Annotated in this window: 23 protein-coding genes and 1 pseudogene; 17 read left to right on the plus strand and 7 right to left on the minus strand. The window is 72.4% G+C overall.

The window, feature by feature from the left end:
- The first annotated feature begins 2 nt into the window (after positions 1-2).
- The 3 genes and pseudogenes from AB0L65_RS19390 to AB0L65_RS19400 all read left to right on the plus strand — a co-directional run.
- Positions 3-572: a hypothetical protein gene (locus tag AB0L65_RS19390; protein WP_364247050.1), complete on the plus strand. Its 570-nt coding sequence runs from the start codon at positions 3-5 to the stop codon at positions 570-572.
- On the plus strand, positions 569-1,699 hold the full coding sequence (locus AB0L65_RS19395; protein ID WP_364247052.1) for a GNAT family N-acetyltransferase: 1,131 nt from the start codon (positions 569-571) through the stop codon (positions 1,697-1,699). The genes AB0L65_RS19390 and AB0L65_RS19395 overlap by 4 nt, the downstream gene beginning before the upstream one ends.
- A pseudogene (locus AB0L65_RS19400) lies at positions 1,696-2,619 on the plus strand (glycosyltransferase); the annotation flags it as partial. The gene AB0L65_RS19395 and the pseudogene AB0L65_RS19400, both read left to right, overlap by 4 nt.
- A gap of 20 nt (positions 2,620-2,639) precedes the next feature.
- Here AB0L65_RS19400 and AB0L65_RS19405 read toward each other — a convergent pair.
- On the minus strand, positions 2,640-3,719 hold the full coding sequence (locus AB0L65_RS19405; protein WP_364247055.1) for a glycosyl hydrolase: 1,080 nt from the start codon (positions 3,717-3,719) through the stop codon (positions 2,640-2,642).
- 275 nt (positions 3,720-3,994) lie between these two features.
- Between AB0L65_RS19405 and AB0L65_RS19410 the strand changes: the two genes are divergently transcribed.
- From AB0L65_RS19410 to AB0L65_RS19420, 3 genes are read left to right on the plus strand one after another with little or no spacing between them, the layout of a single operon-like run.
- Entirely contained in the window at positions 3,995-5,059 is a 1,065-nt protein-coding gene (locus tag AB0L65_RS19410) for an ATP-grasp domain-containing protein (RefSeq protein WP_364247058.1), read from the plus strand.
- Between the two features lie 20 nt (positions 5,060-5,079).
- Entirely contained in the window at positions 5,080-6,273 is a 1,194-nt protein-coding gene (locus AB0L65_RS19415) for an NAD(P)-binding domain-containing protein (protein WP_364247061.1), read from the plus strand.
- A gap of 32 nt (positions 6,274-6,305) precedes the next feature.
- Positions 6,306-7,490 carry a GEVED domain-containing protein gene (locus tag AB0L65_RS19420; RefSeq protein ID WP_364247063.1) on the plus strand — a complete coding sequence of 395 codons (1,185 nt, stop codon included), beginning with the start codon at positions 6,306-6,308 and terminating at the stop codon, positions 7,488-7,490.
- 6 nt (positions 7,491-7,496) lie between these two features.
- Here AB0L65_RS19420 and AB0L65_RS19425 read toward each other — a convergent pair whose 3' ends face one another.
- The 3 genes from AB0L65_RS19425 to AB0L65_RS19435 all read right to left on the minus strand — a co-directional run bounded on the left by AB0L65_RS19425 (position 7,497) and on the right by AB0L65_RS19435 (position 11,136).
- Entirely contained in the window at positions 7,497-8,030 is a 534-nt protein-coding gene (locus tag AB0L65_RS19425) for an NAD(P)H-dependent oxidoreductase (protein WP_350726709.1), read from the minus strand.
- A 102-nt stretch (positions 8,031-8,132) separates the two neighbouring features.
- Positions 8,133-10,100 carry an AarF/UbiB family protein gene (locus tag AB0L65_RS19430; protein WP_364247066.1) on the minus strand — a complete coding sequence of 656 codons (1,968 nt, stop codon included), beginning with the start codon at positions 10,098-10,100 and terminating at the stop codon, positions 8,133-8,135.
- Positions 10,101-10,209: 109 nt separating this feature from the next.
- Positions 10,210-11,136, minus strand: a complete 927-nt coding sequence (locus AB0L65_RS19435) for an acyl-ACP desaturase (RefSeq protein WP_364247069.1) — start codon at positions 11,134-11,136, stop codon at positions 10,210-10,212.
- 77 nt (positions 11,137-11,213) lie between these two features.
- Here AB0L65_RS19435 and AB0L65_RS19440 point away from each other — a divergent pair, with 77 nt between their 5' ends.
- Positions 11,214-11,678 (plus strand): NUDIX hydrolase, encoded by a 465-nt coding sequence (locus AB0L65_RS19440; protein ID WP_364247072.1) that lies wholly within the window; start codon positions 11,214-11,216, stop codon positions 11,676-11,678.
- A 26-nt stretch (positions 11,679-11,704) separates the two neighbouring features.
- Here AB0L65_RS19440 and arfB read toward each other — a convergent pair whose 3' ends face one another.
- Positions 11,705-12,112 (minus strand): alternative ribosome rescue aminoacyl-tRNA hydrolase ArfB, encoded by a 408-nt coding sequence (arfB, locus tag AB0L65_RS19445; RefSeq protein WP_185073280.1) that lies wholly within the window; start codon positions 12,110-12,112, stop codon positions 11,705-11,707.
- A 146-nt stretch (positions 12,113-12,258) separates the two neighbouring features.
- Between arfB and AB0L65_RS19450 the strand changes: the two genes are divergently transcribed.
- From AB0L65_RS19450 to AB0L65_RS19460, 3 genes are all read left to right on the plus strand, one after another.
- Entirely contained in the window at positions 12,259-13,080 is an 822-nt protein-coding gene (locus AB0L65_RS19450) for a hypothetical protein (protein ID WP_364247074.1), read from the plus strand.
- Positions 13,077-13,676 carry an HAD family phosphatase gene (locus AB0L65_RS19455; protein ID WP_364247077.1) on the plus strand — a complete coding sequence of 200 codons (600 nt, stop codon included), beginning with the start codon at positions 13,077-13,079 and terminating at the stop codon, positions 13,674-13,676. Before AB0L65_RS19450 ends, AB0L65_RS19455 begins: the two co-directional genes overlap by 4 nt.
- 118 nt (positions 13,677-13,794) lie before the next feature.
- Positions 13,795-15,342, plus strand: a complete 1,548-nt coding sequence (locus AB0L65_RS19460; RefSeq protein ID WP_364247080.1) for an alkaline phosphatase D family protein — start codon at positions 13,795-13,797, stop codon at positions 15,340-15,342.
- A 242-nt stretch (positions 15,343-15,584) separates the two neighbouring features.
- On the opposite strand, the gene AB0L65_RS19465 is transcribed toward AB0L65_RS19460, so the two are convergent.
- Positions 15,585-17,300: an efflux RND transporter periplasmic adaptor subunit gene (locus AB0L65_RS19465; RefSeq protein ID WP_364247083.1), complete on the minus strand. Its 1,716-nt coding sequence runs from the start codon at positions 17,298-17,300 to the stop codon at positions 15,585-15,587.
- A 176-nt stretch (positions 17,301-17,476) separates the two neighbouring features.
- Here AB0L65_RS19465 and AB0L65_RS19470 point away from each other — a divergent pair, with 176 nt between their 5' ends.
- Genes AB0L65_RS19470 through AB0L65_RS19495 form a run of 6 tightly spaced genes read left to right on the plus strand, consistent with a single transcriptional unit; the run spans position 17,477 to position 23,386 of the window.
- Positions 17,477-18,616 (plus strand): HlyD family efflux transporter periplasmic adaptor subunit, encoded by a 1,140-nt coding sequence (locus AB0L65_RS19470; protein WP_364247085.1) that lies wholly within the window; start codon positions 17,477-17,479, stop codon positions 18,614-18,616.
- Entirely contained in the window at positions 18,613-19,356 is a 744-nt protein-coding gene (locus tag AB0L65_RS19475; RefSeq protein ID WP_364247088.1) for an ABC transporter ATP-binding protein, read from the plus strand. Before AB0L65_RS19470 ends, AB0L65_RS19475 begins: the two co-directional genes overlap by 4 nt.
- The gene (locus tag AB0L65_RS19480; RefSeq protein WP_364247091.1) at positions 19,353-20,618 is read left to right on the plus strand and encodes an ABC transporter permease; all 1,266 of its coding nucleotides are present in this window, start codon (positions 19,353-19,355) and stop codon (positions 20,616-20,618) included. The genes AB0L65_RS19475 and AB0L65_RS19480 overlap by 4 nt, the downstream gene beginning before the upstream one ends.
- A 10-nt stretch (positions 20,619-20,628) precedes the next feature.
- Complete coding sequence (locus tag AB0L65_RS19485; RefSeq protein WP_364247094.1) at positions 20,629-21,174, plus strand: hypothetical protein; 546 nt, start codon at positions 20,629-20,631, stop codon at positions 21,172-21,174.
- Positions 21,171-21,866 (plus strand): response regulator transcription factor, encoded by a 696-nt coding sequence (locus tag AB0L65_RS19490; protein ID WP_350726732.1) that lies wholly within the window; start codon positions 21,171-21,173, stop codon positions 21,864-21,866. The genes AB0L65_RS19485 and AB0L65_RS19490 overlap by 4 nt, the downstream gene beginning before the upstream one ends.
- Positions 21,863-23,386: a HAMP domain-containing sensor histidine kinase gene (locus AB0L65_RS19495; RefSeq protein ID WP_364247097.1), complete on the plus strand. Its 1,524-nt coding sequence runs from the start codon at positions 21,863-21,865 to the stop codon at positions 23,384-23,386. The genes AB0L65_RS19490 and AB0L65_RS19495 overlap by 4 nt, the downstream gene beginning before the upstream one ends.
- A gap of 161 nt (positions 23,387-23,547) precedes the next feature.
- On the opposite strand, the gene AB0L65_RS19500 is transcribed toward AB0L65_RS19495, so the two are convergent.
- On the minus strand, positions 23,548-24,924 hold the full coding sequence (locus AB0L65_RS19500) for an FG-GAP and VCBS repeat-containing protein (RefSeq protein ID WP_364247099.1): 1,377 nt from the start codon (positions 24,922-24,924) through the stop codon (positions 23,548-23,550).
- Positions 24,925-25,044: 120 nt separating this feature from the next.
- On the opposite strand from AB0L65_RS19500, the gene AB0L65_RS19505 reads away from it, so the two are divergent.
- Complete coding sequence (locus tag AB0L65_RS19505) at positions 25,045-26,274, plus strand: cytochrome P450 (RefSeq protein WP_364247102.1); 1,230 nt, start codon at positions 25,045-25,047, stop codon at positions 26,272-26,274.
- Positions 26,275-26,286: the final 12 nt, after the last annotated feature.

Below are 26,286 nucleotides of genomic sequence, written 5' to 3' on the forward strand. Positions count from 1 at the left end.
CGATGACATGGACCTGGGTCCGCATCACGGGCCTGCTCGTGCGATGGTGGCTTCCGCTGTCCCTGGCGCTCGGGGCGCTGGGCGGGGTGGCCTACGCGCTGGCCCGCGACACCGTCTACGCCGCCGAGGCGTACGTCGCGGTGGCCGGCGGTGACCCGGCGCAGGCGGCCGGGTTCGCCGCCGCCTACGCACGGATATCCAGTCATCCCGGCTTCCTCGTCGGCGCCGCGGACGAGCCGGACAGCCTGCGGGCGGCGGCCTCGCCCGACGCCCCGCTGGTGCGGCTCACCTCCGTGGCGACCGGCGCGCGGGAGGCCGCCGACCGCGTCAACCAGGCGGCCGCCGCGCTGATCGCCTACGCCAACGCCCATGCCGCCGACACCCGCGTACGGCTGGTGCCCTTCGCCTCGGCGGTGCCTCCGCTGCGCCCCTCGTCCCCGCTGCCGCTGCTCAGCGTGGCCATCGGCGCCTGCGGGGCGGCCCTGGCGGCCGGCCTCGTCCGGCTGGCCGCGCCGCAGGCCCGTCCTCAGGCGCGGCCGGAGCCGGCCGCGCTGACCGGAGCGCCGGCGTGAGGGCCGCCCGGCAGGGGACCTCGCGCGCGGGGCTCACGCTGCGGATCGTCAGGGAGAGCGCGGAACTGGCCGCGCTGTCGGCGGAATGGGCGGATCTGTACGCGCGCAGCTCGGCCGCCACGCCGTTCCAGTCGTACGGCTGGCTCAGCTCCTGGTGGCGGGTCTACGGGACCCCGGGGCGGCTGCGGGTGTTCCTGGCACACCGGGACGGACGCCTGGTCGCGGCCGCGCCGCTCAGGCTGGAGCACCGGCTCGGCTGCCGGGTGCTGACACCCGTCGGGGGAGCGCAGTCCGACTTCACGGACATCGTGGTGGACGACTCCGAGGGCGACGCGGGCCTGCGCGAGCTGCGCGCCGGGCTGCTCGCCCAGCCGGGCTGGGACGTCATCGACCTGCCCGAGGCGCGGCCCGGCTCGGCGATCCGCCGCCTGGCGGAGATCTGGGACGGCAGGGCCTGGACGCTGCCCGCCTCCACCTGCCTCCAGCTGCCCGGACAGCCCATCGAGCAGGTCCTCACCGGGCTCCAGAGCCGCCGGGCCCAGCATGTGCGGGCCGCGCTGCGCAAGCTCGACGCGCTGAACGTGTCGGTGACCGTGGTCGAGGCGGACCGGGTCAGAGCGTCGACGGCCGAGCTGCTGCGGTTGCACACCATGCAGTGGAAGAGCCGGGGGATCAACGCCCAGCACGCGCAGCCGCGCTTCCTGGACCACCTGGCCGGGGCCGCGCAGGCGCTGGTGGCGGAGAACCACGGGGCGCTGTGGGAGTACCGGGTGGGCGGGCGGCTGCTGGCCTGCGACTTCGCGGTGATCGGCAAGGACTTCGTGGGCGGCTACCTGTACGGGGTCCACCCGGACCTGCGGGCCCGGGTGGACCTGGTCACGATGCTGCTGCGTACCAACCTGGAGCTGACGCACCGGCTGGGCAAGCCCGTGCTCAGCATGCTGCGCGGCGCCGAGCCGCACAAGGCCAGGTGGGAGGCCGAAGCGGTGGTCAACCGGCGGGTGATGCTCGGGCGCGGCTCCCGCGCGGCCGCCTACGCCGCGCTGGCGGGCGTGAACAAGGCGGGCAAGGAGCTGCTGAAGAGGCGCTGCCCGCGCCTGGCGGCGAAGGTCTCGGCATGGCGATGAGGCCGAGAGTCCTGCACGTCACGCAGCCGGTGGACGGCGGCGTGGGGGCGTACGTGGCCATGGCCGCCGCCGACCAGGCACGGCGGGGCTGGCGCGTCGCGGTCGCCTGCCCCCCGCCTGATGTCCTGGCCGGCCCGCTGGCCGGCGAGCTGGACCGGCTGGGCGTGCCCCGGCTGGACTGGACGGCCGGCCGCGCGCCCGGGCTCGGCGACGTCGTCCAGGCGGCGCGGCTGCGGCGGATCGTGCGCGAGTTCGGCCCCGACGCGGTGCACCTGCACTCGTCCAAGGCCGGGCTGGCGGGCCGGGCCGCGCTCAGGGGCCGGGTGCCCACGCTCTTCCAGCCGCACGGCTGGTCCTGGCTGGCCGCCCGGGGCGCCGTCGCCGCCGCGGCGCTGACCTGGGAACGGCTGGCCGCGCGCTGGGCCGACCGGGTGATCTGCGTGGGCGAGGGCGAAGCCGCGCTGGCCAGACGGTACGGCGTGCCCGGCGACCTCGTCGTGGTGCGCAACGGCGTGGACCTGCGCCGCTTCAGTCCCGCGGGGCCGCGGGAGCGGGCCGAGGCGCGCGCCCGCCACGGCATCGCCGAGGACACGCCGCTGGCGGTCTGCGTGGGCAGGGTCACCCGCCAGAAGGGCCAGGACCTGCTGCTGTCGGCCTGGCAGCGCGTCGCCGCCCGCGACGGGCGGGCCCGGCTGGCCATCGTCGGCGACGGCCCGATGCTGCGCGCGCTGCGGTCGCGGGCCGTGCCCGGCGTTCACTTCGCCGGCGGCGTGGCCGACGTCCGGCCCTGGTACGCCGCCGCCGACGTGGTGGTGCTGCCCTCGCGCTGGGAAGGCCTGCCGCTCACCGCGCTGGAGGCGCTGGCCACGGGCAGGCCCGTGGTCGCCTGCGCGGTGCCCGGGCTCACCGAGGTGGTGACCGGGGGAGTCGGCGCGCTCGTTCAGCCGGAGGACAGCGTGGGGCTGGCCGAGGCGCTGCTGGTCAGGCTCGGGCAGCCCGAGCTGGCCGGCGCCGAGGGGGTGGCCGCCGCCACGCTGGCGGCCGGGTTCGGCGTGGACGGCGCGCTGGACGGGCTCGCCACGCACACGCTGGCCGTGCTGGGCGGCGAGGCGTGCTCCAGCAGCCGCCTGCGGAAGGCCTCCGACGAGCCGGGGTTCGACGAACACTGCCAGACGCCGTGCGGACAGTAATCGGAGATCGAGTGATAGACCACGTTGTGAGTACTGATCCAGTCGAGCATCCCTTCGACGTAGGCGGGACGGTCGCCGTTGCGGAACAGCCCCCACTCGGGGAACGAGATGGGCTTGCCGTGCTGGGCGGCGAAGTCGGCGTGCGCCCGCAGGCCGTACGGCTGGTCGATGTATTCGGCGAACTCGTGCCCGGGCCCCTGGTCGTAGCTGTCCATGCCGATGATGTCGACCACGTCGTCACCCGGGTAGCACTGCGTCCAGGGCACCGCGTCGAGCCCGCGGCTGGGGGCGAAGTCGAAGCGGAAGCGCTGGCCGGGCGTCTCGCGCATGGTCTTCACGATGCGCCGCCAGTACTGCTTCCACGTCTCCGGGTCGGGTCCGCACCTGCTGGAGTAGGTGGTGCCGTTCATCTCCCAGCCGAGCACGATGATGGTGTCACCGGCGCCGGAGGAGACCAGCTTCCCGGCGAGCTTCCTGAAGCGGCCGTCGTGGGCTCCGTGCGCCCCCTTGGCCAGTCGTCGCGCCACGGTGCGGTCGGACATCATGGACTCGTTCGGAGTGACCATCGGCACGTTCAGCGCCAGGACGCGGCCCGGCTGGGCGGCCCGCCAGCGCGTCCACGCGTCGAGGATCTCGGAGTCGCCCCCCTCGAGGGACTTCCAGCGTTCGCCGGGGAGATAGGTGCGCCCGACCGTCACCCTGAGCCCCAACCACGCCTCGAAGCCCGTCAGGAGCTCGGGACCGCGCGCGTCGGAGGCGAGGAAGACGCCCAGCGCCGCGGGACCGCTCGCCGGAGCGGGCGCCGTCGCGCCCAGACCGAACGATGCCACCGCCGCACCCGTGATTATCGCGAGCGAAAAGCGCAGATATCTCGTTCCTGCCACGATCGCACATCCCCGATTCTCGCCTCTCCTTCCTTCTCCATACCCCATGTTTCGGCAATCCGGATATCCGACTCGCGATTTGCCTGATTTATAGCTTTTCGCGAAGGAGAAGGAAGATGCTCGATTGCACTGTCCCGGCGCTTGTGCTGCGATTGGACCCCAATAACTTTCATCATGGGACCCTCGGCGCCATTCGCTCCCTCGGCAGGGCCGGAGTGGAGGTGCACGGGCTCCTCGGGGAGACGGACTCGCCGACCTCCCGCTCCAAGTACCTGGCGCGCGCGCATGCGTGGCCGCGCGGCGGGGACCCCGGGGACATCGTGCGGACGCTCACGCAGGTCGCCCAGAGCATCGGCCGCCCGGCCGTCCTGCTGGCCCTGGACGACGCGGGCGCCATCGCCGTCGCGGAGCACGCGGCCGAGCTGCGCCCGCACTACCTCATCCCCGACCAGGTGCCCGGACTGCCGCGCGCCCTCGCCGACAAGAGCCTGCTGGCGCAGCTGTGTTCCGCGTTCGGGGTCGTCCAGCCGGAGACCCGGCTGATCACCGGCGAACGCGACGCCGCGGACGCCATCACCGACTTCGGGCTGCCGCTGGTCGCCAAGTGGGCGCAGCCGTGGCTCCTGCCCGCCGGCGTCGGGCTGCGCAACACCAGCCTGGTGCGGCGGGCCGGCCAGGTGCCCCGGCTGCTCCAGCACGTGGAGGGCTGCGACCTGCTGTTCCAGCGCTTCGTGCCCGGCGGGCCGCACGCGGACTGGTTCTTCCACGGCTACTTCGACGAGAACTCCCGCTGCCTGTACGGCGGCGCGGGACGCAAGGAGCGCGCCCATCCCAAGGGCGCCGGGCTCACCACCTACGGGCGGTGGCTGCCCAACCCCGTCGTGGAGGGCACCGCCCGCGAACTGGCGGAGAGGCTGGGCTACCGCGGCGTGCTGGACATCGACTTCCGCCACGACGCCGGCCGGGACGCCTACCACCTGCTGGACTTCAACCCCCGGCTCGGCGCCCAGTTCCGGCTGTTCAGCGACAGCAGCGGCCTGGACCTGGTACGGGCCGCCCACCTGCACCTGTCCGGCCGGCGCGCGCCCCGGGGACGGGCCGGTCACGGCCGGACCTACGTGGTGGAGAACTACGACCTCATCACCGCGGGCCCGAAGAGCCTGCGTGCCCTGTGCTCGGCGGACGAGTTTGCCTGGCTGTCCGCCGACGACCCCCGGCCCTTCGTGGCCATGGCCAGGCAGGCGATGAAACGCGGATTCACCCGGCTGGCCCGGCAGCGGGCCTAGCACGGCGAATGGAGGATAATGTGCCTACCTCGGTCATCGACGTGGCGATCGTGGGCGCCGGACCGTACGGGCTGTCGGTGGCGGCGCACGCGCTGCACGCCGGGCTCGACGCACGGGTGTTCGGCGAGCCGATGCGGGCGTGGGAACGCCACATGCCCAGAGGCATGCTGCTGAAGTCCGAGCCGGACGCGTCCCATCTCGGCGACCCGGATCGCAGACACGGCCTCGACGCCTTCCACCGGTACTCCTACGGGGAGCCGGTGCCGGTGGAGAGGTTCGTCGCCTACGGCAGGTGGTTCCGTCAGCAGGCGGTCGGCCGGGCGCTGGAGGAGACGGAGGTGTCGGCCGTCGGCGTCGAGGGCGGGCTGTTCGCGCTCTCCCTGTCGTCGGGCGCGTCCGTGCTGGCCAGGACCGTCGTGCTGGCCCTGGGATTCCTGCCGTTCGCCCACCGGCCCCGCGCCCTGGCGGCGTTGCCGCCGGAGGTGGCCACGCACAGCTCCGACCACCATGACCTGAGCGGGTTCGCGGGCCGGGACGTGACCGTGCTCGGAGCCGGGCAGTCGGCGCTGGAGACCGCGACGCTGCTGGCCGAGGCGGGGGCGGCCGTCCGGCTCGTCGCCCGCACCGGCGCCCTGGCCTGGAACGACGTGCCCGTCGAACGGCGCCCGGTCATGTCGCGCGTGCTGGCGCCCCGCTCCTCGCTCGGGAGCGGCTGGCCCTCCGTGGCCTGGTCGCGGATGCCGTACGCGGTCAGGCACCTGCCGCGGGCGGCCCGCGCCCACATCGTGCGCAACACCCTCGGGCCGGCCGGATCCTGGTGGCTGAAGGAGCGCTTCGACGGCACGGTGCAGGTGACCCTGGGGGCGCGGCTGGCGGCCTCCGAGTACCGCGACGGGGTCCGGCTGCGGCTGCGGGACCTCGCGGGAGCGGTCACCATGCTCGAGACCGAGCACGTCATCGCGGCGACCGGCTACCGGGTGGACGTGGCCAGGATCGGGATCCTCCACGAGGACCTGCGGCGCGCGGTGGCGGCGCCCGGTCCGGCGCCGCGGCTCGGTCCCGCGTTCGAGACGTCCGTCGCGGGGCTGCACCTGGTCGGGCTCGCGGCGGCGGCGACGTTCGGACCGGCCATGCGGTTCGTGTGCGGCTGCGACTTCGCCGCCCGCCGGGTGACCAGGGGACTGGTGGGCCGCCTGCGGGGAGCTCGGCCGTGAATCCGGGCAGAGCCGCTTCGGGGGGAGCGAGAGTGGTTCTTCATGCGGTGCTGGCCTGCGTGGTCACGGTGTTCGCCGGCGTCCCCGGGGCCGTGGCCGAGGACGCGCCGTCGTCCTTCACCAACTCGCCGGCGACGGCCTCGGGGCGGACGCCGTCCGGCGTGACGGTGACCGTGCGCAAGACCATGATCGGGGAGACGCGCGTGGCCTCCGCCGAGGTGCTGACCGCGAGCACGTTTGCACCCGACGACGAATTCCTCGTCCCGGCCAACGCCAAGATGACGGCGGGATTCATGGACCTCTACGAGGACTTCGCGGCCCGGCCCGGCGGCTGGGGCGGCGTGGCCATGCTGACGTTCACGTTCTCCCGGCCGGTACGCGACCCGCACCTGCACGTGTTCGGCACGGGCGGCGTGTCGCGCGACCCGAGGCGCGGCCGCGACGACTACTGGCCCGCCATCGACCTGGTCGACGGGACCCCGGCCACGCCCGCCTTCTCCGCGGCGGCCGGCTTCCCCGGCTACCGGGTCACGGCGGACTCGATCGAGCCGGAAGCGGTCCGTCCCGTCAAGTCCACCACCTGCGGGGTTGTCTACACCTGCGGCACGGCCAAGGTGAAGGGCACCGTCACCGCGTTCTCGATCCGGCTGAGCGCCCGTGACGTGCGCTACGCGCTCGGGGGCCCGGGCCCGCAGCTGTGGGCCGCGTTCAAGATCACGCTGGCCGAGGACGACTCCGACGCGCCCGCCTCATACGGAGCGGCCTCCCATGCGATCACCGACTCCTTTCTGGGGGCCTCCGTGACCGCCGACCATCTGGACGAGGTGAGCACGGCGGCCCGCGAGGTGAGCGCCGACGAGGACGACGCCGTGACCGGCTCGCCGGCGGAGATCACCGTCCGGGACCGGGTCGGCACGCTGACGGTGCCCGTACGGGCCGGGTCGCCCGCGTACCTCACCGGGTGGATCGACGCCGACCACGACGGCCGCTTCGACACGGACGAGCGGGCCACCGCGCAGGTCGCCAAGGACGCCACCACCGCGGAGCTGCGCTGGAGCCTGCCGCAGACATTCCGTACCGGCCTCACCTGGATGCGGCTGCGCCTGGCCGCCCAGGCGACGGCCCTGCCCACGGGATGGGCCGACAGCGGCGAGGTCGAGGACCACCGGATCGAGCTCGTCCGCCCGGCGGACGACGCGTCGCCGGCGACGGACTGAGGAGGGTCAGAGCGAGAGCGCGGGCTCCATGACCTCGGAGGGGCACAGCTGGCCGATCACCCTGCGCACCTGGGCGCGCAGGGCGGGATCCGTGAGATGGCCGTCCTTGTCGAAGTGCGGGCAGGCCGGCGAGATCACCAGCTCGGCCCCCATCACGACGGCGCCCGCCGCCTGAAGGTGCTTGTAGAGCTCCGCCTGGGCCCACATCGCGCCGCACGCCCGCGCGCTCGCGCTCATCACCGCCACGTGCTTGCCCGACAGCCCGTTGCGCGCCGACATCCAGTCCAGCGCGTACGTCAGCTCCTCCGGCAGCAGGCTGTGCTCGGGGGCGGTCAGCAGCACCGCGTCGGACGCGGCGACCAGCCCGATGAGCTCGCGCGCCATGACCGGTACCGGCCCGTGCGCGTACGGGGGGATCTCGCCCAGCCCCGGCCACACCGCGAAGTCGACGCCCACGGGCAGCTCGCCACCCGCCGCGTCCAGCAATTTGTTGATAAACGACCCCGCGTGGAGACTGGCGGCGATCCCGATGATTTTCACCCTCTGCTCCCGAGCGGTTCCGAAGTTTCCAGGAACCTGCCCGATGTCTCGGATGTCCAAGACCAGTGCCGGGTCAAGACACGACTGGGGCCCGTTCGCGTCCTATCGCCGCGCCGGGTGATCGTCCGAGGCGCGCGGGCGGCGGAAGATCAGGGCCAGGACGCGCAGCACCAGGATGGCGGCGATCACCAGCAGGTTGTAGCCGATGAGCTGGAACAGCGTGGTGTTCGCCAGCGCCGGCGGGCCGCCGGCCGTCCCGAGGAGGATGACCGCCATCACCCCGGCCGTGGCGCCGAGCACCGTCAGCAGCACCTGGTGGAGCAGGCCCGTCACGTAGCGGCGGTCGCGGTCGTCGGCCAGCAGCCGCACGTTCATGGAGAACCGGCCGTGCTCCGCGGCGCTCGCGATGCGCTCGACACGGCGCGGCAGGCGGCGCAGCATCGGCAGCAGCGCGACCAGCTCCTGGGTGGCGGACTCCTTGATCGTCTCCGGGGTGATCCGCTCGGCGAGATGGCGGCCGGCGAACGACCGGGCCTCGCCGATGAGGTCGAACCCGGGGGAGAGGCGCACGAGCGTGCCCTCCAGCGTGGCCAGCGCGCGGAAGACGGCGGCCACCTCGGGCGGGATCGACAGCCCGTACGCCGAGACGATCCTGAACAGATCGGTGAACATCTGCGCGCTGTCCATGCCGGCCGTCACGTGCCTGGCCATGAACTGGCCGAGCGCCCGTTCGAGCGCGGCCTCGTCGATGTCCTCCGGCCTGGGCACGACCTCGAGCAGCGCGTCGGTGACGCCCAGCGGGTCCTGGCGGTTCATGGCGAGCAGGAAGCGCCGCAGCGCCGAGCGCACGGAGTCGTCGAGCCGCCCGACCGCGCCGAAGTCGAGCAGCCCCAGCGTGCCGTCGTCGAGCAGCATGAGGTTGCCGGGATGCGGGTCGGCGTGGAAGACGCCCTCGATCAGGATCTGCCTGAGCAGGCAGTCGAGCAGGTCGCGGGCCAGCTGCGGGCCCTGCTCGGGAGCGGCGGCGGTGACGGGCCGGCCGGTCAGGCGCCGCATGACGAGCACGCGTTCGGTGCACATGGCGCTGATCGGGGCGGGGTACGTGACACCGCCGCCGGCGGTCACGGCCGCCATGTTGGCCGCCTCCACCCGGAAGTCGAGCTCCTCGCGGATCGCCGCCGCGAACCCGTCGGCCAGGTCGCGCAGCCCGAGCGAGCGGCCCCAGCGGGTCCTGGACTCCAGTGTGGCCGCCAGCCGCCGGACGATGTCGAGGTCCTTCGAGACCACCGGCCAGATGCCCGGCCGCAGCACCTTGACCACGACGCTCTCGCCCGAGTGCAGGCGGGCGGCGTGGACCTGCCCGATGGAGGCGGCGGCCAGCGGCGTCCGGTCGAACTCGGCGAACGCCTCGTCCACCGGCCCGCCCAGCTCGGCGGCGAGCACCGGCTCGATCTCCGGCCACGGCGCCGGGGCGACCTGGTCCTGCAGCCGGCCCAGCTCCTCGACGAACTCGGCGGGCAGCAGGTCGCGCCGGGTGGACAGGACCTGGCCGAGCTTGACGAACGTGACGCCGCCCTCGTCGAGGGCCTCGCGCAGCGACCTGGCCAGACGCACCTTCCCGGGGCGGTCGTCGAGCCGCTCGCCCCGGCCGCGCAGGTACGGGCCGAGGCCGTGCTTGATGGCGATCCTGGTGATCTGCGAGTAGCGCCTGGCCCGGGAGAGGCGGCCGCGTACGGACCGGATGAGCTCCAGCGGCCCCGGCACCGAGCCCGGCGGCACCAGTGCCTCGGCGATCACCAGGATCACCATGGGGATCAGCACCACGCTCATGACGATGAGCAGCAGGATCCCCAGCGCCGGCGCGGCGGGCGGGTTCTCGCGGCCGATGGGGCCGAGCGAGGTCAGGATCGGCTCCAGCATCGGCTGCGCCAGCCCGAAGGCGACCAGCGCGGCCAGGAACGTGCGCAGCCTGCCGAACCTGACGCCCAGCAGGCGCTGCGCCGCCGTGGCCAGGCCGATGATCATCAGGAGCGTGAAGACGCTGAGGAGCAGCTGGGTGGGGAGATCCATAGGGCAGGATCATTCCACGGCGGCGCTCCTCGCCACATGTCAGCGACGTGCCTCGGGGGCCCCGGTCAGCGGGCGGCGCGGGTCCGTCAGCGGGCGGGGCGATGGCTCGTCAGCGGGCGGCGGCGCGCGCCCGGCGCTCCTCGCGGCGCTCGACGAACCTGGCGGCCGTGGTCTCGGTCTTGGCCAGGAACGCGGACAGCTGCTCGCGGGCCTGCTCGCCTTCGGCGTCCAGCCCGGTCTTGTCGAACACCGCCCACTGCTTCAGCACCGGCATCAGCACGTCGTCCAGGTGCAGGCGCAGGTCGTAGATGCCCTCGTTCGCGATGATCATGGCCTTGCGGGTGAACCCCTCGATGCCCGAGCCCGGCATCTGGAACGTGGTGACGACGTCGGTCACCGCGCGCATGGTCTGGTTGGGGTCCAGCTCGAAGGCGGCCTTGAGCAGGTTGCGGTAGAAGAGCATGTGCAGGTTCTCGTCGGCGGCGATCCTGGCGAGCAGGCGCTCGCAGCCCTCGTCGCCGGAGGCCCTGCCGGTGTTGCGGTGCGCGATGCGGGTGGCCAGCTCCTGGAAGGAGACGTACGCGAGCTGCTGGAGCATGGTGCCGTACTCGGTGGTGAAGCCGTTCTCCATGTGGTGCATGCGGGCGCGCTCGAGCGCCACGGGATCGACGGCGCGGGTGACCGTGAGGTAGTCGCGGAGCGCGGTGCCGTGGCGGTCCTCCTCGGCCGTCCAGCGGTGCACCCAGGTGCCCCAGGCGCCGTCGCGGCCGAACGTGCTGGCGATCTCGTGGTGGTAGCTGGGGAGGTTGTCCTCGGTCAGGAGATTGACGATGAGCGAGATGCGAGCCGCCTCGGGGATCTTGGAGTCGCCTTCCTGCCACGCCTCGCCCCCGTAGATGCCGTCGAAGTCGCGGCCCTCGCTCCACGGGATGTACTCGTGCGGGAACCACTCCTTCGCCATCGTGTGATGGCGGTCGAGCTCCACGGCCACCACGGGCTCCAGCTCGTGCAGCAGCTCCGTCTGAGTCATCGCCATAAAAGATCTTCTCCTTCAGGTTACGGTACCGTAGGTTAGGCTACCGGAAGGACATACCGGTCAAATAGGGTGTCCCTATGCGACCCAGTGTCCGCGGTGTCCTGCTCGACCACGACGAGCGGCTGGTGATCTTCCGTCGTACGGTTCCGGGACGCGACGTCTATTGGAGCATCCCCGGAGGGCATGTCGAACCGGGGGACGACACGCTGGAGCACACCCTGCACCGGGAGCTGCTCGAGGAGCTGGGCGCGACCGTCTCGGCGGTGACGCCCCTGGTCACGCTGTCCTACCCGTGGCAGGGCGAGCTCAAGACGCAGCACGTCTACGGCTGCCGCCTGGTGGCGATGGATCCGGGGCTGCGGCACGGGCCCGAGTTCGAGGACCCGTCGCGGGGGCTGTACGAGGTGGAGCGGGTACGGCTGAACCGTTCGGAGATCACGTCCCGGCACCTGGTCCCCGAGCCGGTGGCGGACTACCTGTCGACCACCATCACGGACCTGCCCCGCCTGATCGGCCAGGGCTCAGGGCCCGATCAGGGCTGAGGGCTCGGTCGGGGCTCACGGCCCCGCTAGGGTTCGCGGCGCAGGCGCTTCAGGTCGGAGCGCTGCTTCTTCGCGGCGATGCGGCGCTCGACGGCGCCGCGGCTGGGCTTGGTCGGGCGGCGGCGCTTCGGCGGCGGGGCGATGGCCTCGCGCAGGCGCTGGGCCAGGCGGTGCGCCGCGGCCTCCCGGTTGCGCAGCTGGGAGCGGTATTCGGAGGCGGCGATCGTGATCGTCGGGGAGCCCAGCCGGTCGAGCGCCCTGGCCTTCAGCGCGGGCGGCAGCGCGGTGCTGGCGGCCACGTCGAAGACGAGCTCCACGCGGCTGTCGGTGGTGTTGACGCCCTGGCCACCGGGGCCCGACGAACGTGAGAAACGCCAGACGAGCTCGACGTCGGGAATGACGATCGAGTCGTTGACGATCAGCGGGCCGGGCATGGGCGGGACTCCTGTTCTCTCACCAGCATTAACAGTAAATGGGTGATATATGCCGCGCGCAACGGCATTTTCCCCATCCGCTCGATGGCGGACTGCAAGTGACGTGTGCCACCATCGCGCGTGGAGATCACGGGTGGGGAGGCGCTGTGACCGCGATCGTCGGCGTGCACGGGATCGGCAAGTACAACTATTACCTCGAGGCCGGGCGGTCCGCGACCGGGGCGGCCGAGGCCATGCGGGTCAAGTGGGACCGCTATCTGCAGGTGGCGCTCGGGGGCGAGGCGCGGCCGTACTTCAGCGAGGTCGCCTACTTCTCGCACCACCTGCACAGCGGCAAGGGCGGTGAGGAGGAGGCGAGGGCCGCAGCGGTGACGGAGGGCCAGATCCAGCAGGTGCTCGTCGCCTGGGCGAAGAACCTGGGCGTGGGGGAGCACGTGACGGGGGCGCTCAAGTCGTTCACCGGCTGGCTGCTCGACCGGCTGGACGGCAGGTCGGCGGCGTTCGCCAAGCTGTTCGCGCCGGAGGTGGCGGCGTACCTCACGGACGCGATCAGGCGCGAGAGGTGCCGGCAGGCCGTGGCCGACACGATCAGGCGCAACCGGCCCAAGGTGGTGATCGCCCACTCGCTCGGCAGCGTGGTCGCGTACGAGACGCTGTGGGGCGACCCCAGTCTCCGGATCGACCTCCTGGTCACCCTGGGCAGCCCGCTCGGCATGCGCAACGTCGTCTTCGAACGCCTCCTGCCCGCCCCCATCAACGGCCATGGCGAACGCCCCCCGGGCGTCAGGCGCTGGGTGAACATCGCCGACAAGGACGACATCGCCGCCATCCCGCCCAACCTGGCCGTCAGCTTCACCGGCATCGACGCCGAAGAGCTGGTCAACCTGGACTGGATCGACTTTCACACGGTCGAGAAGTACCTAGGTTGCCCGGCGCTCGACCCGCATCTGCGACCATTCCTGGCATGACGTGGATTGTGTTCGACTACGGCGGCGTGCTGTGCCTGCCCCAGCTCGAGTCCGACAACGAGGCCATGGCGCGGGCGGTGGGCGCGGATCCGGACGCGTTCCGGCACGGCTACTGGGAGCACCGCCTGGAGTTCGACCGGGGGAGCCTGGGCCCGCTGGACTACTGGTCGGCCGTGCTGGACCGGCCCGTCACCCGGTCCGAGCTCGCCCGCCTGGTCGCCATGGACGTCGCGAGCTGGGCGTACCCGAACGAGAGCACGGTCACCCTGCTCGGCGAGCTGGTCGGGGCCGGGTGTGACGTGGCGCTGCTGTCCAACATGCCCGTCTGCGTCGGCGACGGCCTGGACGAGCTGCCCTGGATCGCCGAGGTCGGCCACCGCTTCTACAGCGGCAGGATGGGCCTGGTCAAACCCGACCGGGAGATCTACGACGCGATGGCCCGCGCGCTGGGCGCCGACCCGTCCGAGGTCGTCTTCATCGACGACCGCGAGGAGAACGTCGAGGGCGCCGAGCGCGCGGGCATGACCGGCGTGCACTTCACGGACGCGGCCACGCTCCGCGGAACGCTGTCTGGCGTTCACAGAGCCATCGGATGAACGCTCAGTGAGGTCATCGGCCGAGGCCAAACCTCGCGAACAGGACGACTGATGCTGTTCACCCGTGCTTGACTCGGCTGTCACGGCCGGGTCAGCGCGGGCGGACATACCTGTGAACGTGGACCGCAGAGCCTTCCTGACAGCGGCGACAGCCGGACTCCTCCTCCCCCAGACCGCCACACCGGCGGCAGCGGCCAGAACCCTCAGATCCGACCCGTTCACGCTGGGCGTGGCCTCCGGCGACCCGTCGGCCGACGGCTTCGTCCTGTGGACCAGGCTGGCGCTCGACCCGCTGGCCGGCGACGGCCGCGGCGGCATGCCCGCCCGTGACGTGGACGTGGACTGGCAGGTCTCGGCCGACGAGCGCTTCTCCAAGATCGTCAGGTCCGGTACGGCCACCGCCAGGTCGCGCGACGCCCACAGCGTCCACGTCGAGCTGGACGGGCTGGAGCCGGGGCGCGAGTACTTCTACCGCTTCAGAAGCGAGGGCAGGCTCTCCCCGGCGGCCCGCACCAGGACGACCCCCGCCGGGGAGACGCCGCTCAACTTCGCGGTGGCGGCGTGCGCGCACTACGAGCACGGCTACTACACGGCCTACCGCCGCCTGGCCGAGCAGGAGCCCGACCTGGTGGTGTTCCTCGGCGACTACATGTACGAGTACGGCCCCAGCGGCTACACGGCGCTGGCCGGCCGCGTACGCACCCACACGCCCGGCAAGTGCGAGACGCTCGCCGACTACCGGCTGCGGCACGCCCAGTACAAGAGCGACCACGACCTGCAGGCCGCGCACGCGGTGGCGCCGTGGCTGGTGGCGTTCGACGACCACGAGGTGGAGAACAACTGGGCCGGGCCCGTCTCCAGCACGAACGCGCCCGGCTTCACCACGCGCAGGACGCACGCGTTCCGGGCGTACTACGAGAACATGCCGCTGCGCCGCGCCAGCCTCCAGGGGGCGGTGCTCAGGGTGAACCGGCGGATCTCCTGGGGGACGCTGGCCCGCTTCCACCTGCTGGACACCCGGCAGTTCCGCGACGACCAGGCGTGCCTGGACGGCGTGCGGGCCGGGTGCGACGACCGGCTGGCGTCGGGGCGGACGCTGCTCGGGTCCGACCAGTGGCGCTGGCTGGAGAGCGGCCTGCGCGGCTCGACCACCCGCTGGAACCTGCTGGGGCAGCAGATCATGATGGCGCAGCGCGACTACAAGGTCGGGCCCGGGCGCGAGGTGAACCTGGACTCCTGGGACGGTTACGCCGCCGAGCGGACCCGGCTGCTGGGGTCGCTGGCGGGCACCGAGAACCCGGTGGTGCTGACGGGGGACGCGCACATGCACCACCTGGCCGAGCTCAAGACCGACTTCGACGACCCGGACTCGCCGGTGGTGGCCAAGGAGCTGATCGCCTCGTCGATCGCGAGCGACGGGGACGGGTACCGGGACCGGACGTGGATCGCGGAGGCGCTGCAGGAGAACCCGCACATCTCCTTCATCGACCAGCGGCGGGGGTATCTGATGGCGCGGCTGACCCGGGATGAGCTTTCCGTGGATTACCGGACATTGGACTACATCTCCCGGCGGGGCGCGCAGGCGAAGACCGCTCACCGGCTCACGATCCCCGCGACCACCGGTCCCGCGGCCGCCGGCCGGGCGGGCGCGCCGCGCGTCGGCTGAACGTTTGCTGGGAGCAGCCTGAAAATCCCCTCAACCGCGCACACGCCTGGCGGGCCGGCCGTGCTCCCGGGCGCGTTTGCCGCGCCCACCGGAGGCGCCGGGTGGCGCCGCCGGTGGGCGCGCCGGGCCGGGGCGGCACGCGCCACGTGCGGCCCTGCCCGGGACCCGGCGGGAGAGGAGGTGCCGGGCCGGTCCAGGGGGTCAGGCGCCGGTCCAGGGGGTTAAGCGCCGCTCCAGGGGGATCAGGCGCCGGGCCAGCTCGCGTCCGGGAACTCGCCGTTCGTGGCGCCCGACATGACCACTTCGTCGCTCTCCTGCAGCCCTGAGGTCACCTCCACGTACTGGTCGCCGCGGACGCCCGTCCGCACCACCTTCGCCGAGTCCCGTCCGCCCGCCCGGACCGTGACCACCTGAGCGCCGTCCGACCTGCTGCGGACCGCCGAGGCGGGCACGTAGATCGCGTCCGCGGCCGTGTCCGTGGTGACCGTCACCGAGGCGGTCTGCCCGAGCATGAGCCCGGTGGGCGGCTCGTCGAAGGCCAGGGTGACCGAGTAGCGGACGAGCTGGCCGCTCACCGTCGCGGTCGGCGCGATGGCCGTGATCGTCCCCTCGTACTGCCGGCCGTTTCGGGTGGCCAGGGTGATCCGGGCCTTCTGGCCGAGCTTGAGCCGGTTCACGTCCGACTCGGTGACCATGGCCTGGACCTGCAGCTCGTTGAGGTCGCCGAGGCTGACGAAGGTGCCGGTGCCCGCCTGGTCGCCGACCGCGCCCGCCAGCGACAGCACCGTGCCCGCCGCGGGGGCCACGATGCGGGTCGCCCGTACGGCGTCGGCGGCCTGTTCGAGGGCGGCCTGCGCGCGGTCCACGTTCGCGCCGGCCTGCTCCTCGCTGACGCCGCCCTGCCCCTGAGCCTGACCCTGGCCTTGAGTCTGGGCTTGAGCCTGGCTCTGGCTCTGGCCCGCTGAGCCCGTGCCGCGGTTGCAGGAGGACTGCGCGTTCGGCCGGGCGGCGCCGCCGGTCGGCCTGGTGCTGGCTCTCGCCGACGGCTTGCCGCTACCCGTGGGGCGGCCGGTCGCCGACGGCTTCGCGCTGGTGGACGGCTTGCCGGAGCTCGTGGCGGACGGCGTGGCGTCCGAGGTGGGACGGCTCCCGGACTGGTCCGAGCCCCCGCCCGGGGTGCCGCCTTGGGGAGCGTCGCCGGTCGGGGTGGCGGTGACGGTCGTGGTGACGGTGGCCGTCACGGTGACGGTGACCGTGGGCTGCGGCTCGGGCCCGGGGCCGGTGGGGCCGGGGTCCGTGGGCACGGAGGTCGGCGTGCTGGTGGGGCGGGGTGTGGAGCCGGTGGCCGGGCTCCCGTTGCTCAACGACACGCCCTGGGTGGGTGGCGCCGTGGGCCCGAGCGCCCCGCTGCCGCCGACCGCGCCACCGCTCGGCCTGCCCGTGGGCGTGGCCGCACCCGTGGCCGCGCCCGTGGGGGTCGCACCTCTGGTGGGCGTCGCCGAACCAGCAGGTGTCCCGCTGGTGGGTGCGGTCGGCGTCGCGCCGTTCCCGGACGGCGTACAGGCTGCGGGGCTGGCGGCGGTGGTCGGGGACGCCGCCTTCTCCTGGGCGTCCTCCAGGGCCTCCTCGGCGGCGGCGAGATCGGCCTTGGCCGCCGTGTACGCCTCCCGCGCCGACCGCCCGTCGACCCTGGCCAGCACCTGACCCTTCGTCACCTTGGTCCCGACTTTGACGTACACCTTGGTCAGCGTCCCCGAAGAGCCGAACGCCAGGTCCCTGCGCGAGCCGTCCACGGTGTTGCCCGCCGCGCTGACCGTGGCCGTGACCTGGCCGCGCTGCGCGGCGGCGAGCCGTACCTGGACGGTGGGCGGTGCGTCGTCGCGCAGCGCCAGCGCCAGGCCGGACCCGGCCACGAGCACGGCGAGGGCGAGGCCGCCCAGCGCGAAAGTCGGTCTCATGGCGGCCCATCCTGGCGAAGCCGGCTCGCGCCAGGCTGCGAGCAGCCTAAGAGTTACCTGTGTACCTGGAGGGACCCTCAGGTTGTCAGCGAACGTTCAGCTCGCTCGCGGCTCCGGCGCAGCCTGGTGTGCAAGGGTCACCGCCTGTGAAGGTGTCCACACGGCGCAGAGCGCTGATGACCAACGGAGCGCTGATGGTGCTCCTGCTGGGCGGTGCCGCGCTCGCGTACGCCCAGCTCGGCACGGGCCAGGCGGCGGGCCAGACGGCCGTCAGGACCGTGACCGCGAGCCGCGGCTCCGTGGTGGCCTCGGTGTCCGCGTCGGGCGCGGTCGAGAGCTCCAAGTCCAGGGCCCTCTCGTTCGGTACGACGGGGACGGTCGAGAAGATCTACGTCAAGGCCGGCGACAAGGTGAGCAAGGGCGACCTCCTGGCCAGGATCGACGACGACGCCGCGCAGGAGAGCCTGTCGGCGGCGAAGGCCACGTACGACGAGGCCGTCGACGACGGGACCTCGACGGCCCAGCTCTACGCCTCCTACATCAAGGCCCGCAACGCCTACCGGGAGGCCCAGCGCACGGTCGCGGCCACCGTGCTGAAGGCGCCGTTCAAGGGCACGATCACGGCGGTGAACGGCTCGGTCGGCGGCAGCAGCTCGGGATCGGGCTCCGGATCCGGCTCCGGGTCGGGTTCGAGCGCGGCCTCCGGCCAGGGCACGGGCCAGTCCTCGGGCTCGGGCTCCGGCGGCACGCAGAGCTCCGGCGGCTTCGTCGAGCTGGCCGACACCGGCAGGCTGCAGCTCGTGGGCACCTTCACCGAGTCCGACGTCGGCAAGCTCAAGAACGGCCAGGAGGCCACGGTCACGTTCGACGCCCTGCCGGGGGTGACCGCCACGGGCAAGGTCACCCAGATCCAGCCGGTCGCCTCCACCAGCAACAATGTCGTGCAATATCCGGTCACGGTGACGTTCACGAAGGTCCCGGGCCAGGTGCGGCTGGGCCAGACGGCCACGGTCGAGGTCGTGGTCGGCCAGGCCGACAACGTCGTCACCGTACCCTCGACGGCGGTCTCCACCAGCGGTGGCCAGACCACGGTCACCCTGATCAGGAACGGCACGCAGACCAGGACCCCGGTGGAGGTCGGCGTGCAGGGCACGACGCTGACCGAGATCAAGTCGGGCGTCTCCGAAGGCGACCAGATCGTGCCCCCGGCGACCACGACGAGCACCACGGGCGGCAACCTGCGCTTCGGCGGTGGCGGCGGCTTCCCCGGCGGCGGTGGGGTGCCCGGCGGCGGCGGTCCGGGAGGCGGGCGATGACGGCCCCGGAGGTTCCCCCTGTCCTGCGCGTGCAGGACCTGGTCAAGGAGTACGGCGAGGGGGACGCGAAGGTCCGCGCCCTGCGCGGCATCAGCGTGGACGTCGAGCGCGGCGACTACGTCGCCATCATGGGCGCCTCCGGCTCCGGCAAGTCCACCCTCATGAACATCCTCGGCTGCCTCGACATCCCCACCTCCGGCACGTACCTGATCGACGGCGCCGACGTGGGACAGCTGGACGAGCGCCAGCTCGCCATCCTGCGCAACCGCAGGGTCGGGTTCGTGTTCCAGTCGTTCAACCTGATCCCGCGCATGAGCGCGCTGGCCAACGTCGAGCTGCCGCTGGTGTACGGCGGCATCGGCCAGGCCGAGCGGCGCAGGCGGGCCCTGGCGGCGCTGGACCAGGTCGGGCTGACCGACCGCGTGCACCACGAGCCGAACCAGCTCTCCGGCGGCCAGCAGCAGCGCGTGGCCGTGGCCAGAGCCCTGGTCACCGCGCCCGCGCTGCTGCTGGCCGACGAGCCGACCGGCAACCTCGACACCGCCTCCACGCACGACGTCCTGGAGATCCTGGACCGGCTCAGCGAGTCGGGCCGCACGATCGTGCTCATCACCCACGAGAACGACGTGGCCGCGCACGCCAAGCGGGTGATCAGGCTGGTGGACGGCGAGATCGTGGAGGACCGCCGCCAGGGCCCGGTGGACGGCCCGCCGCCCCGGATGGCGGGAGCGGCCCGGTGAACCAGCTCGAGATCCTCCGCTTCGCGCTGCGCGGCCTGCTGGCCAACAAGATGCGCAGCTCGCTGACCACGCTCGGCATCCTCATCGGCGTCGCCGCGGTCATCATGCTGGTCGCCATCGGCGAGGGCTCCTCGCAGAGCATCCAGCGCAACATCCAGCGCCTCGGCGCCAACACCCTGACGATCTCCCCGCAGTTCTCGGGCGGCGGTGGTGGCGGCGGTGGTGGTGGTGGCGTCATGCGGGCGTCCGGCGGCGGCACGAACACCGGCCCGCGCACCCAGGCCAGGCAGCTCAGCCTGACCGACGCCAAGGCGCTGACCGACAAGACCCTGGCGCCCTCCGTCAGGAGCGTCTCGCCGGTCGTGACCGCCTCCTCCTCGACGGCCACGTACGGGGCCGCCAGCCACGCGATCTCGCAGTTCGTCGGCACCTACCCCAGCTACTTCGAGGCCGTCAACAAGCCGGTCACGAAGGGCACGTACTTCTTCAACGACGACGTGCTGGCCGCCAGGAAGGTCGTGGTGCTCGGCCAGACCGTCGTGGAGGAGCTGTTCGGCACCGTCGATCCCATCGGCAAGCAGGTCAGCGTGTCCGGCGTGCCGTTCACGGTCGTCGGGGTGCTGAAGGAGGCCGGGTCCACCGGCATGCAGGACGCCGACGACGTGGCCATCGCGCCGCTGCCCGCCGTACAGCAGAGCCTGAGCGGGTTCGGCTCGCTCAACTCGATCGTCGTGCAGGCGTCCGGGGCGGAGACCACGACAGCGGCGCAGGCCGAGGTCACGGCCATCCTCAACCAGCGGCACGGCATCAAGAACGACAACGCCGACTACCGCATCCTCAACCAGGCCACCTTGCAGGAGACCGTCAGCGCGGCGACCGGCACCTTCACCGTGCTGCTGGGCGCCGTGGCCGCGATCTCGCTGCTGGTGGGCGGCATCGGCATCACCAACATCATGCTGGTGACCGTCACGGAGCGCACGCGCGAGATCGGCATCCGCAAGGCGATCGGCGCGCCCAGGAGCGCGATCCTGGGCCAGTTCCTGCTGGAGGCCACGCTGCTGAGCCTGGTCGGCGGGCTGTCCGGGGTGCTGGTGGCGTTCCTCGGGACCAGGTTCACCGTGGCCGGCATCGAACCGGTCCTCGTGCCGTCGTCGGTGGCGCTCGCGCTGGGCGTGTCGGTGGGGATCGGGTTGTTCTTCGGCAGTTATCCCGCAAACCGGGCGGCCAAGCTGAGGCCGATCCAGGCCCTGCGCCACGAGTAAGGAGAATGACATGGCCCAGCTCGACGACTCCTCGCCGTACCCCGACGACCTGAAGGAGGAGCTCGCCGTCCAGCCGCGGAAGGGCACCTCCAAGCTCACGCTGGCGTTGGCCGCCGGCGTCGTGCTGGTGGCCGGTATCCTCATCGGCATTCAGGCCGCCAACCTGTTCGGCTCGCCGGCCGCCTCCGCCGCCGGGGCGCAGCAGCGCCCCATGGGCGGCGGGTACGGCCAGCAGCAGGGCGGTTTCGGCCAGCAGCGCGGCGGATCCGGACAGCCGCCCGGTTACGGTGGAGGCCAGCGGATGGGCGGCGGCGGGGGAGGCACCATCGGCACCGTCGAGAAGGTCGAGGGCGGCAAGGTCTACGTGAAGACCATGGACGGCTCCACCGTCACGGTCGCCACCGACGACCAGACGACCGTCCAGATCTCCAAGCCCGGGAAGGTGACCGACCTCCAGACCGGCACCACGGTGGTCGTCCGCGGCCGGCAGGGCGGCGACGGTTCGGTGACCGCGACGTCGATCACGCAGGGGAACCTGGGAGGAGGCCCGCGATGACGCGCGAGCCCGAAGCCCGGCTGCTGGTGGTCGACGACGAGCCCAACATCAGGGAGCTGTTCTCGGCCAGCCTGCGCATGGCCGGCTTCGAGGTGCTGACCGCGGCCGACGGCATGGAGGCGCTGCGGGTGGCCGAGGAGAGCTCACCTGACCTGGTGATGCTCGACGTCATGCTGCCCGACCTGGACGGCCTGGCGGTCGCGGGCAGGCTGCGGTCCCGCGGCCGCCGGGTCCCGGTGCTGTTCGTGACGGCGAAGGACACGCCCGAGGACCGCATCGCGGGGCTGGGGCTGGGCGAGGACTACGTGACCAAGCCGTTCAGCCTGGAGGAGGTCATCGCCAGGATCCGGGCGGTGCTGCGCCGCACCCGGCGCGGCGTGCCGCCGCCCAACCGGATGCGGGTGGCCGACCTGGAGCTGGACGAGGAGAGCCACGAGGTGTGGCGCGACGGCATCCCGGTGAAGCTGTCGCCGACGGAGTTCAGGCTGCTGCGCTACTTCATGCTCAACGTGGGCCGGGTGCTGTCCAAGACGCAGATCCTCGACCACGTCTGGAACGGCGACTGGCGCACCGACGTCGGGCTCGTCGAGTCGTACGTCTCCTACCTGCGGCGGAAGGTGGACACGGGGGACCGCAAATACCTGCACACGCTGCGCGGGGTGGGCTACATCCTGCGCCCGCCCCGCATATGAGCGGCGCCGTCTCTCCCGCTCAACACCTCCGCGCGAAGGGCGCGGCGGTCCGCAAACACCTGGCCAGGTCCCCGCTGTGGCTGCGGCTGGTGTCGGCGACCCTCCTGCTGGTCACCCTCGCCATCACCGTGACCGGCCTGTTCGCCGTACGGCTGATGCGCGGCTACCTCGTCGAGCGCGTGGACCAGCAACTGCTCGCGGCCAGCCGCCCGCTGCGCGAGCCGCCCCCGCCGCCCACCGACCAGCCCCGTCCCGGTACCCGCCCGCAGCGTTTCTTCGGCCTGTTCTACGCCGTGATCCTCGACTCCGCCGGCGCCCCGATCAGGACGCTCAGCGAGTCGACCGAAGATCACACGCCCGCCCTGCCCAAGCTCGACCTCGCCACGGTCCTGGAGCTCCACGGCCACCCCTTCACCGTCGAGTCGCGCGCCGCCGGCGGCCCAAGCTGGCGCGTCACCGCCGTGCCGGTCCGGGACGGCGAGACCCGGGTGATCGCCGTCAACCTGAACGACGTGGACGCCACGGTCTCCCAGCTCGCCCTGATCGTGGGGGTCGCCGGCGGCGGCACGCTGGTGGTGCTCGGGTTCGCGTGCTACTGGCTGGTACGCCGCAGCCTGCGCCCGCTCCGCGAGATCGCGCGTACGGCCAAGGACATCGCGGGCGGCGACCTGTCCCGCCGCGTGCCCATGTGGGCGGCCACCACCGAGGTCGGCAAGCTCGGCCGCTCCCTCAACGGCATGCTCGCGCAGATCGAGTCGGCGGCGCGCGAGCGCGAGGCGGCCGCCGAGTCCGCCCGCCAGTCCGCCACGGCCGCCCGGCGCTCCGAGGAGCTCATGCGCAGGTTCATGGCCGACGCCTCCCACGAGCTGCGCACGCCGCTGACGTCGATCAGGGGGTTCGCCGAGCTGTACCGGCTGGGGGAGGAGAAGGACCTGGCGGAGGCCGTACGGCTGCTGAGCCGCATCGAGGGGCAGGCGGCCCGCATGGGGCTGCTGGTGGAGGACATGCTCCAGCTGGCCCGCCTCGACCAGCGGCGGGAGCTGGCCCGCCGGCCCGTGGACCTGCTCAGCCTGGCCGCCACCGCCGTCATCGACGCCCAGACGCTGGCGCCGGACCGCAGGATCGAGCTGGTGCGGCTGTTCGGCGGCGAAGGGGACGTGACCGTGACGGGGGACGAGTCGCGGCTCGGGCAGGTGATCAACAACCTCGTCACGAACGCCCTCACCCACACGCCGCCCGGCACGCCCTTCCAGGTGCGGGTCGGGCTGGACGGTGACCAGGCCGTGGTGGAGGTGGCCGACGAGGGGCCCGGCTTCCCGCCGGAGGTGGCCGAACGCGTCTTCGAGCGCTTCTACCGGGCGGATCCGGCGCGGAGCGCGGGCGGGTCGGGGCTGGGGTTGTCGATCGCGGCGACGCTGGTGGAGGCGCACGGGGGGATCGTGATGGCGGAAGGCTCACCCGGCAAGGGCGCCCTCTTCCGCATCATCCTCCCCACCACCGCCACCCCACCCCCCACCTGACCACCCGCCCCCGTCAAGCCCGCCCCCATCACGGCCGCCCCCGTCACGGCCACCTCCGACACGGCCACCTCCGACACGGCCACCCCCGACACCGCCACCCCCGTCACGCTCGGCCCGAACCCCGTCCCACACCGTCCCCTGGAACTCAGCACGTCAGCGGCTCAGCCGAAGGTGTACCCGTACAGCCCCGTGCCCTTGCTGAGCCGGCGGACCTTGCCCAGCTTCAGCCCCGCCTTCCGGGACCCGGGAGCGTACATGACCAGCCCCTGGTCCGGCGCCGCCACCACGAGCCCGTACAGCGGCCGCCGCGCCCCCAGCGCCCGATACCGCTCACTCAGCGGCAAAGCGGCCAGAGCGGCCCCGAAGTCCCGCCCCTCGCCCTTGATCAGCAGGTTCCCCACCCGCGTCAACCCGCCGGAGGCCCGCCCGGCCAGCACCTGGACCGCCTTCTCCCCGGGCACGCCGATGGCCAGCTCGTCGTGCCCGTCCCCGTTGAAGTCCCCGGCGGCCAGCGACGCCCCGAACCGGTCGTAGTACCGGGGCACCCCCTTGAGCGTGTTCTGCGACCACGCCTCGCTCTTGCGGGTGGTCAGCCCGCCGCGCGACCCGTACAGGACGTCCACGGTGCCGTCGCCGTAGTCCATCGCCCGCTGGTTCGCACTGAGCCCCTCACTCGGCACCCCGATGGCCAGGTCGGCCCGCCCGTCCCCGTTGAAGTCGCCCGTGGCCAGCGAGGCCCCGAACGCGTCCCACTTCTCGGAGGCCCCCTTGATGCCGGGACTGCTCTGGGTGAGCAGCCGCGCCCGCTTCGCCCGTACGTCGACGACGGTCACCGACCCCTGCCCGTCCAGCGTGACGCTGTCGGCGGGCGCGCCGACGACCAGCTCGTCCTTGCCGTCCCCGTCGAAGTCCCCGGTCGCCAGCGCGGCGCCCCACTGGTCGGTCACGTTCGCCGCCTGCCGCACCCACGACGTCTTCTGAGTGATCTGGTACGGCTTGCGCCCCTTCATCCAGTACACCGTCACCGCCCCGCCCGAGCGGTGGCTGGGCGCGCCGACGACCAGTTCGTCCTTGCCGTCCCCGTCGAGGTCCCCGGCGGCCAGCGCCGCCCCGAACCGGTCGCTGGACGGCTTGGCCAGCGCCAGCTCCTTGCCCGGGACCAGCCCGCCGACCGAGCCGTTGAAGATCTGGACGACCCCGTTCCCGTCCCCGCCCGGGACCCGCGTCCCCACGAACTCCTCCGACACCCCGACGGCCAGGTCGGCGCACTTGTCCCCGTTGAAGTCGCCGACGGCCAGCGCCGATCCGAACGAGTCACCGGGTTCGGCGCCGTTCTGGGTGAGCTTCACCTTCTTCCCGGACCCGTACATCACGGTCACCGACCCGGCCCGGGAGTCGTCGTAGGGCGCGGCCACGGCGAGGTCGGGCCGTCCGTCGCCGTCGAAGTCGAGAGGGTGCCCGCCGCACGCCCGTGCCGCGGCGGGAGTCGTGCCGGAGGCGAGGGGGAGAACCAGGCAGGCGGCGAGGAGAAGGTTCATAACGGAAGTAATGTCCACACAGGTCGAACCGTGCCTGAACAGCGCGAGAACGGCCCAGGAGAGCCGGATGCACATCGCTTGGCGATCCACGGCGTGGTGGGAACGTGCCAGGATAGACGCGTGGACATCGATCTCGCGGATCTGGATTTCTGGCGTAAGCCGCCGAAAGAGCGAAACGAGGCATTCGCCCGGCTCCGGCAGGTGGAGCATCCGGTGTTCTTCCCCGAGAAGAAGGTGCCGTTCCTGCGCTCGGGCAAGGGTTTCTACGCCCTCGTACGGCACGCGGACGTGGTCGAGGCCAGCCGCAACGCCAAGATCTTCTCCAGCGAGCCCGCCGTCACCAACCCGGAGCCGCCCGGCTGGGTGAAGCAGGTGTTCGGGGAGTCGATGGTCAACATGGACGACCCGCGCCACGCCCGCCTGCGCCGGATCGTCACCCGCTCGTTCAGCCCGAAGATGCTGGCCGGCCTGCAGAGCGACATCGAGGCGGCCTGCGCCCGCATCGTCGACGACGTCGTCAGGGACGGGCCGAGCGACTTCGTCACCCAGGTGGCCGCCCGGCTGCCCATCCACGTCATCTGCGACATGCTGGACATCCCGCAGGAGTTGCGCGAGAAGGTCCACCAGCACGTCGACATCTCCACCGCGTACACCGGTGTGCGCCCCAGCCTGGCCCGCAGCGTCCAGATGGCCGGCCAGAACATGCTGGCCCTGCTCGCCCTGCAGCGCATGGTCATCAAGCTCGGCCACGAGCGCGTCGCCGACCCCAAGGGCGACCTGGTGTCCCTGCTGGTCAACGCCAACCCCGACGGGGAGAAGCTGACCGACAAGGAGCTCGGCTCGTTCTTCTCGCTGCTGCTGGTCGCGGGCAACGAGACGGCCCGCAACACGATGGCGCACGGCATCAAGCTCCTCACCGACAACCCGGCGCAGCGCGAGCTGCTGATGAGCGACTTCGACACGCACATCAACGGCGCGATCGAGGAGATGGTCCGGTACGTGTCACCGATCATGCAGTTCCGGCGCACGGTCACCGAGGATTGCTCGCTGCGCGGGCTGGAGCTGAAGAAGGGCGACAAGGTCGTCCTGTTCTACGGATCGGCCAACCGGGACGAGTCGGTCTTCCCCGACGCCGACACGTTCGACATCACCCGCGAGACCAAGCCGCACGTCGGCTTCGGCGGCCCCGGGCCGCACTTCTGCCTCGGCGCCAACCTGGCCAGGCAGGAGATGCGTACGATGTTCCGCGAGCTGCTGACCAGGCTGCCCGACATCCGCTCGGTCGGCGAGCCCGACCTGCTGCTGTCGAACTTCGACAACAGCGTCCGCGCCCAGCCGTTCACCTGCTGACGCTGTGACGGG

Origin of the sequence: Nonomuraea sp. NPDC052116, from assembly GCF_040680035.1 — a bacterium.
Lineage (GTDB): Bacteria > Actinomycetota > Actinomycetes > Streptosporangiales > Streptosporangiaceae > Nonomuraea > Nonomuraea angiospora_A.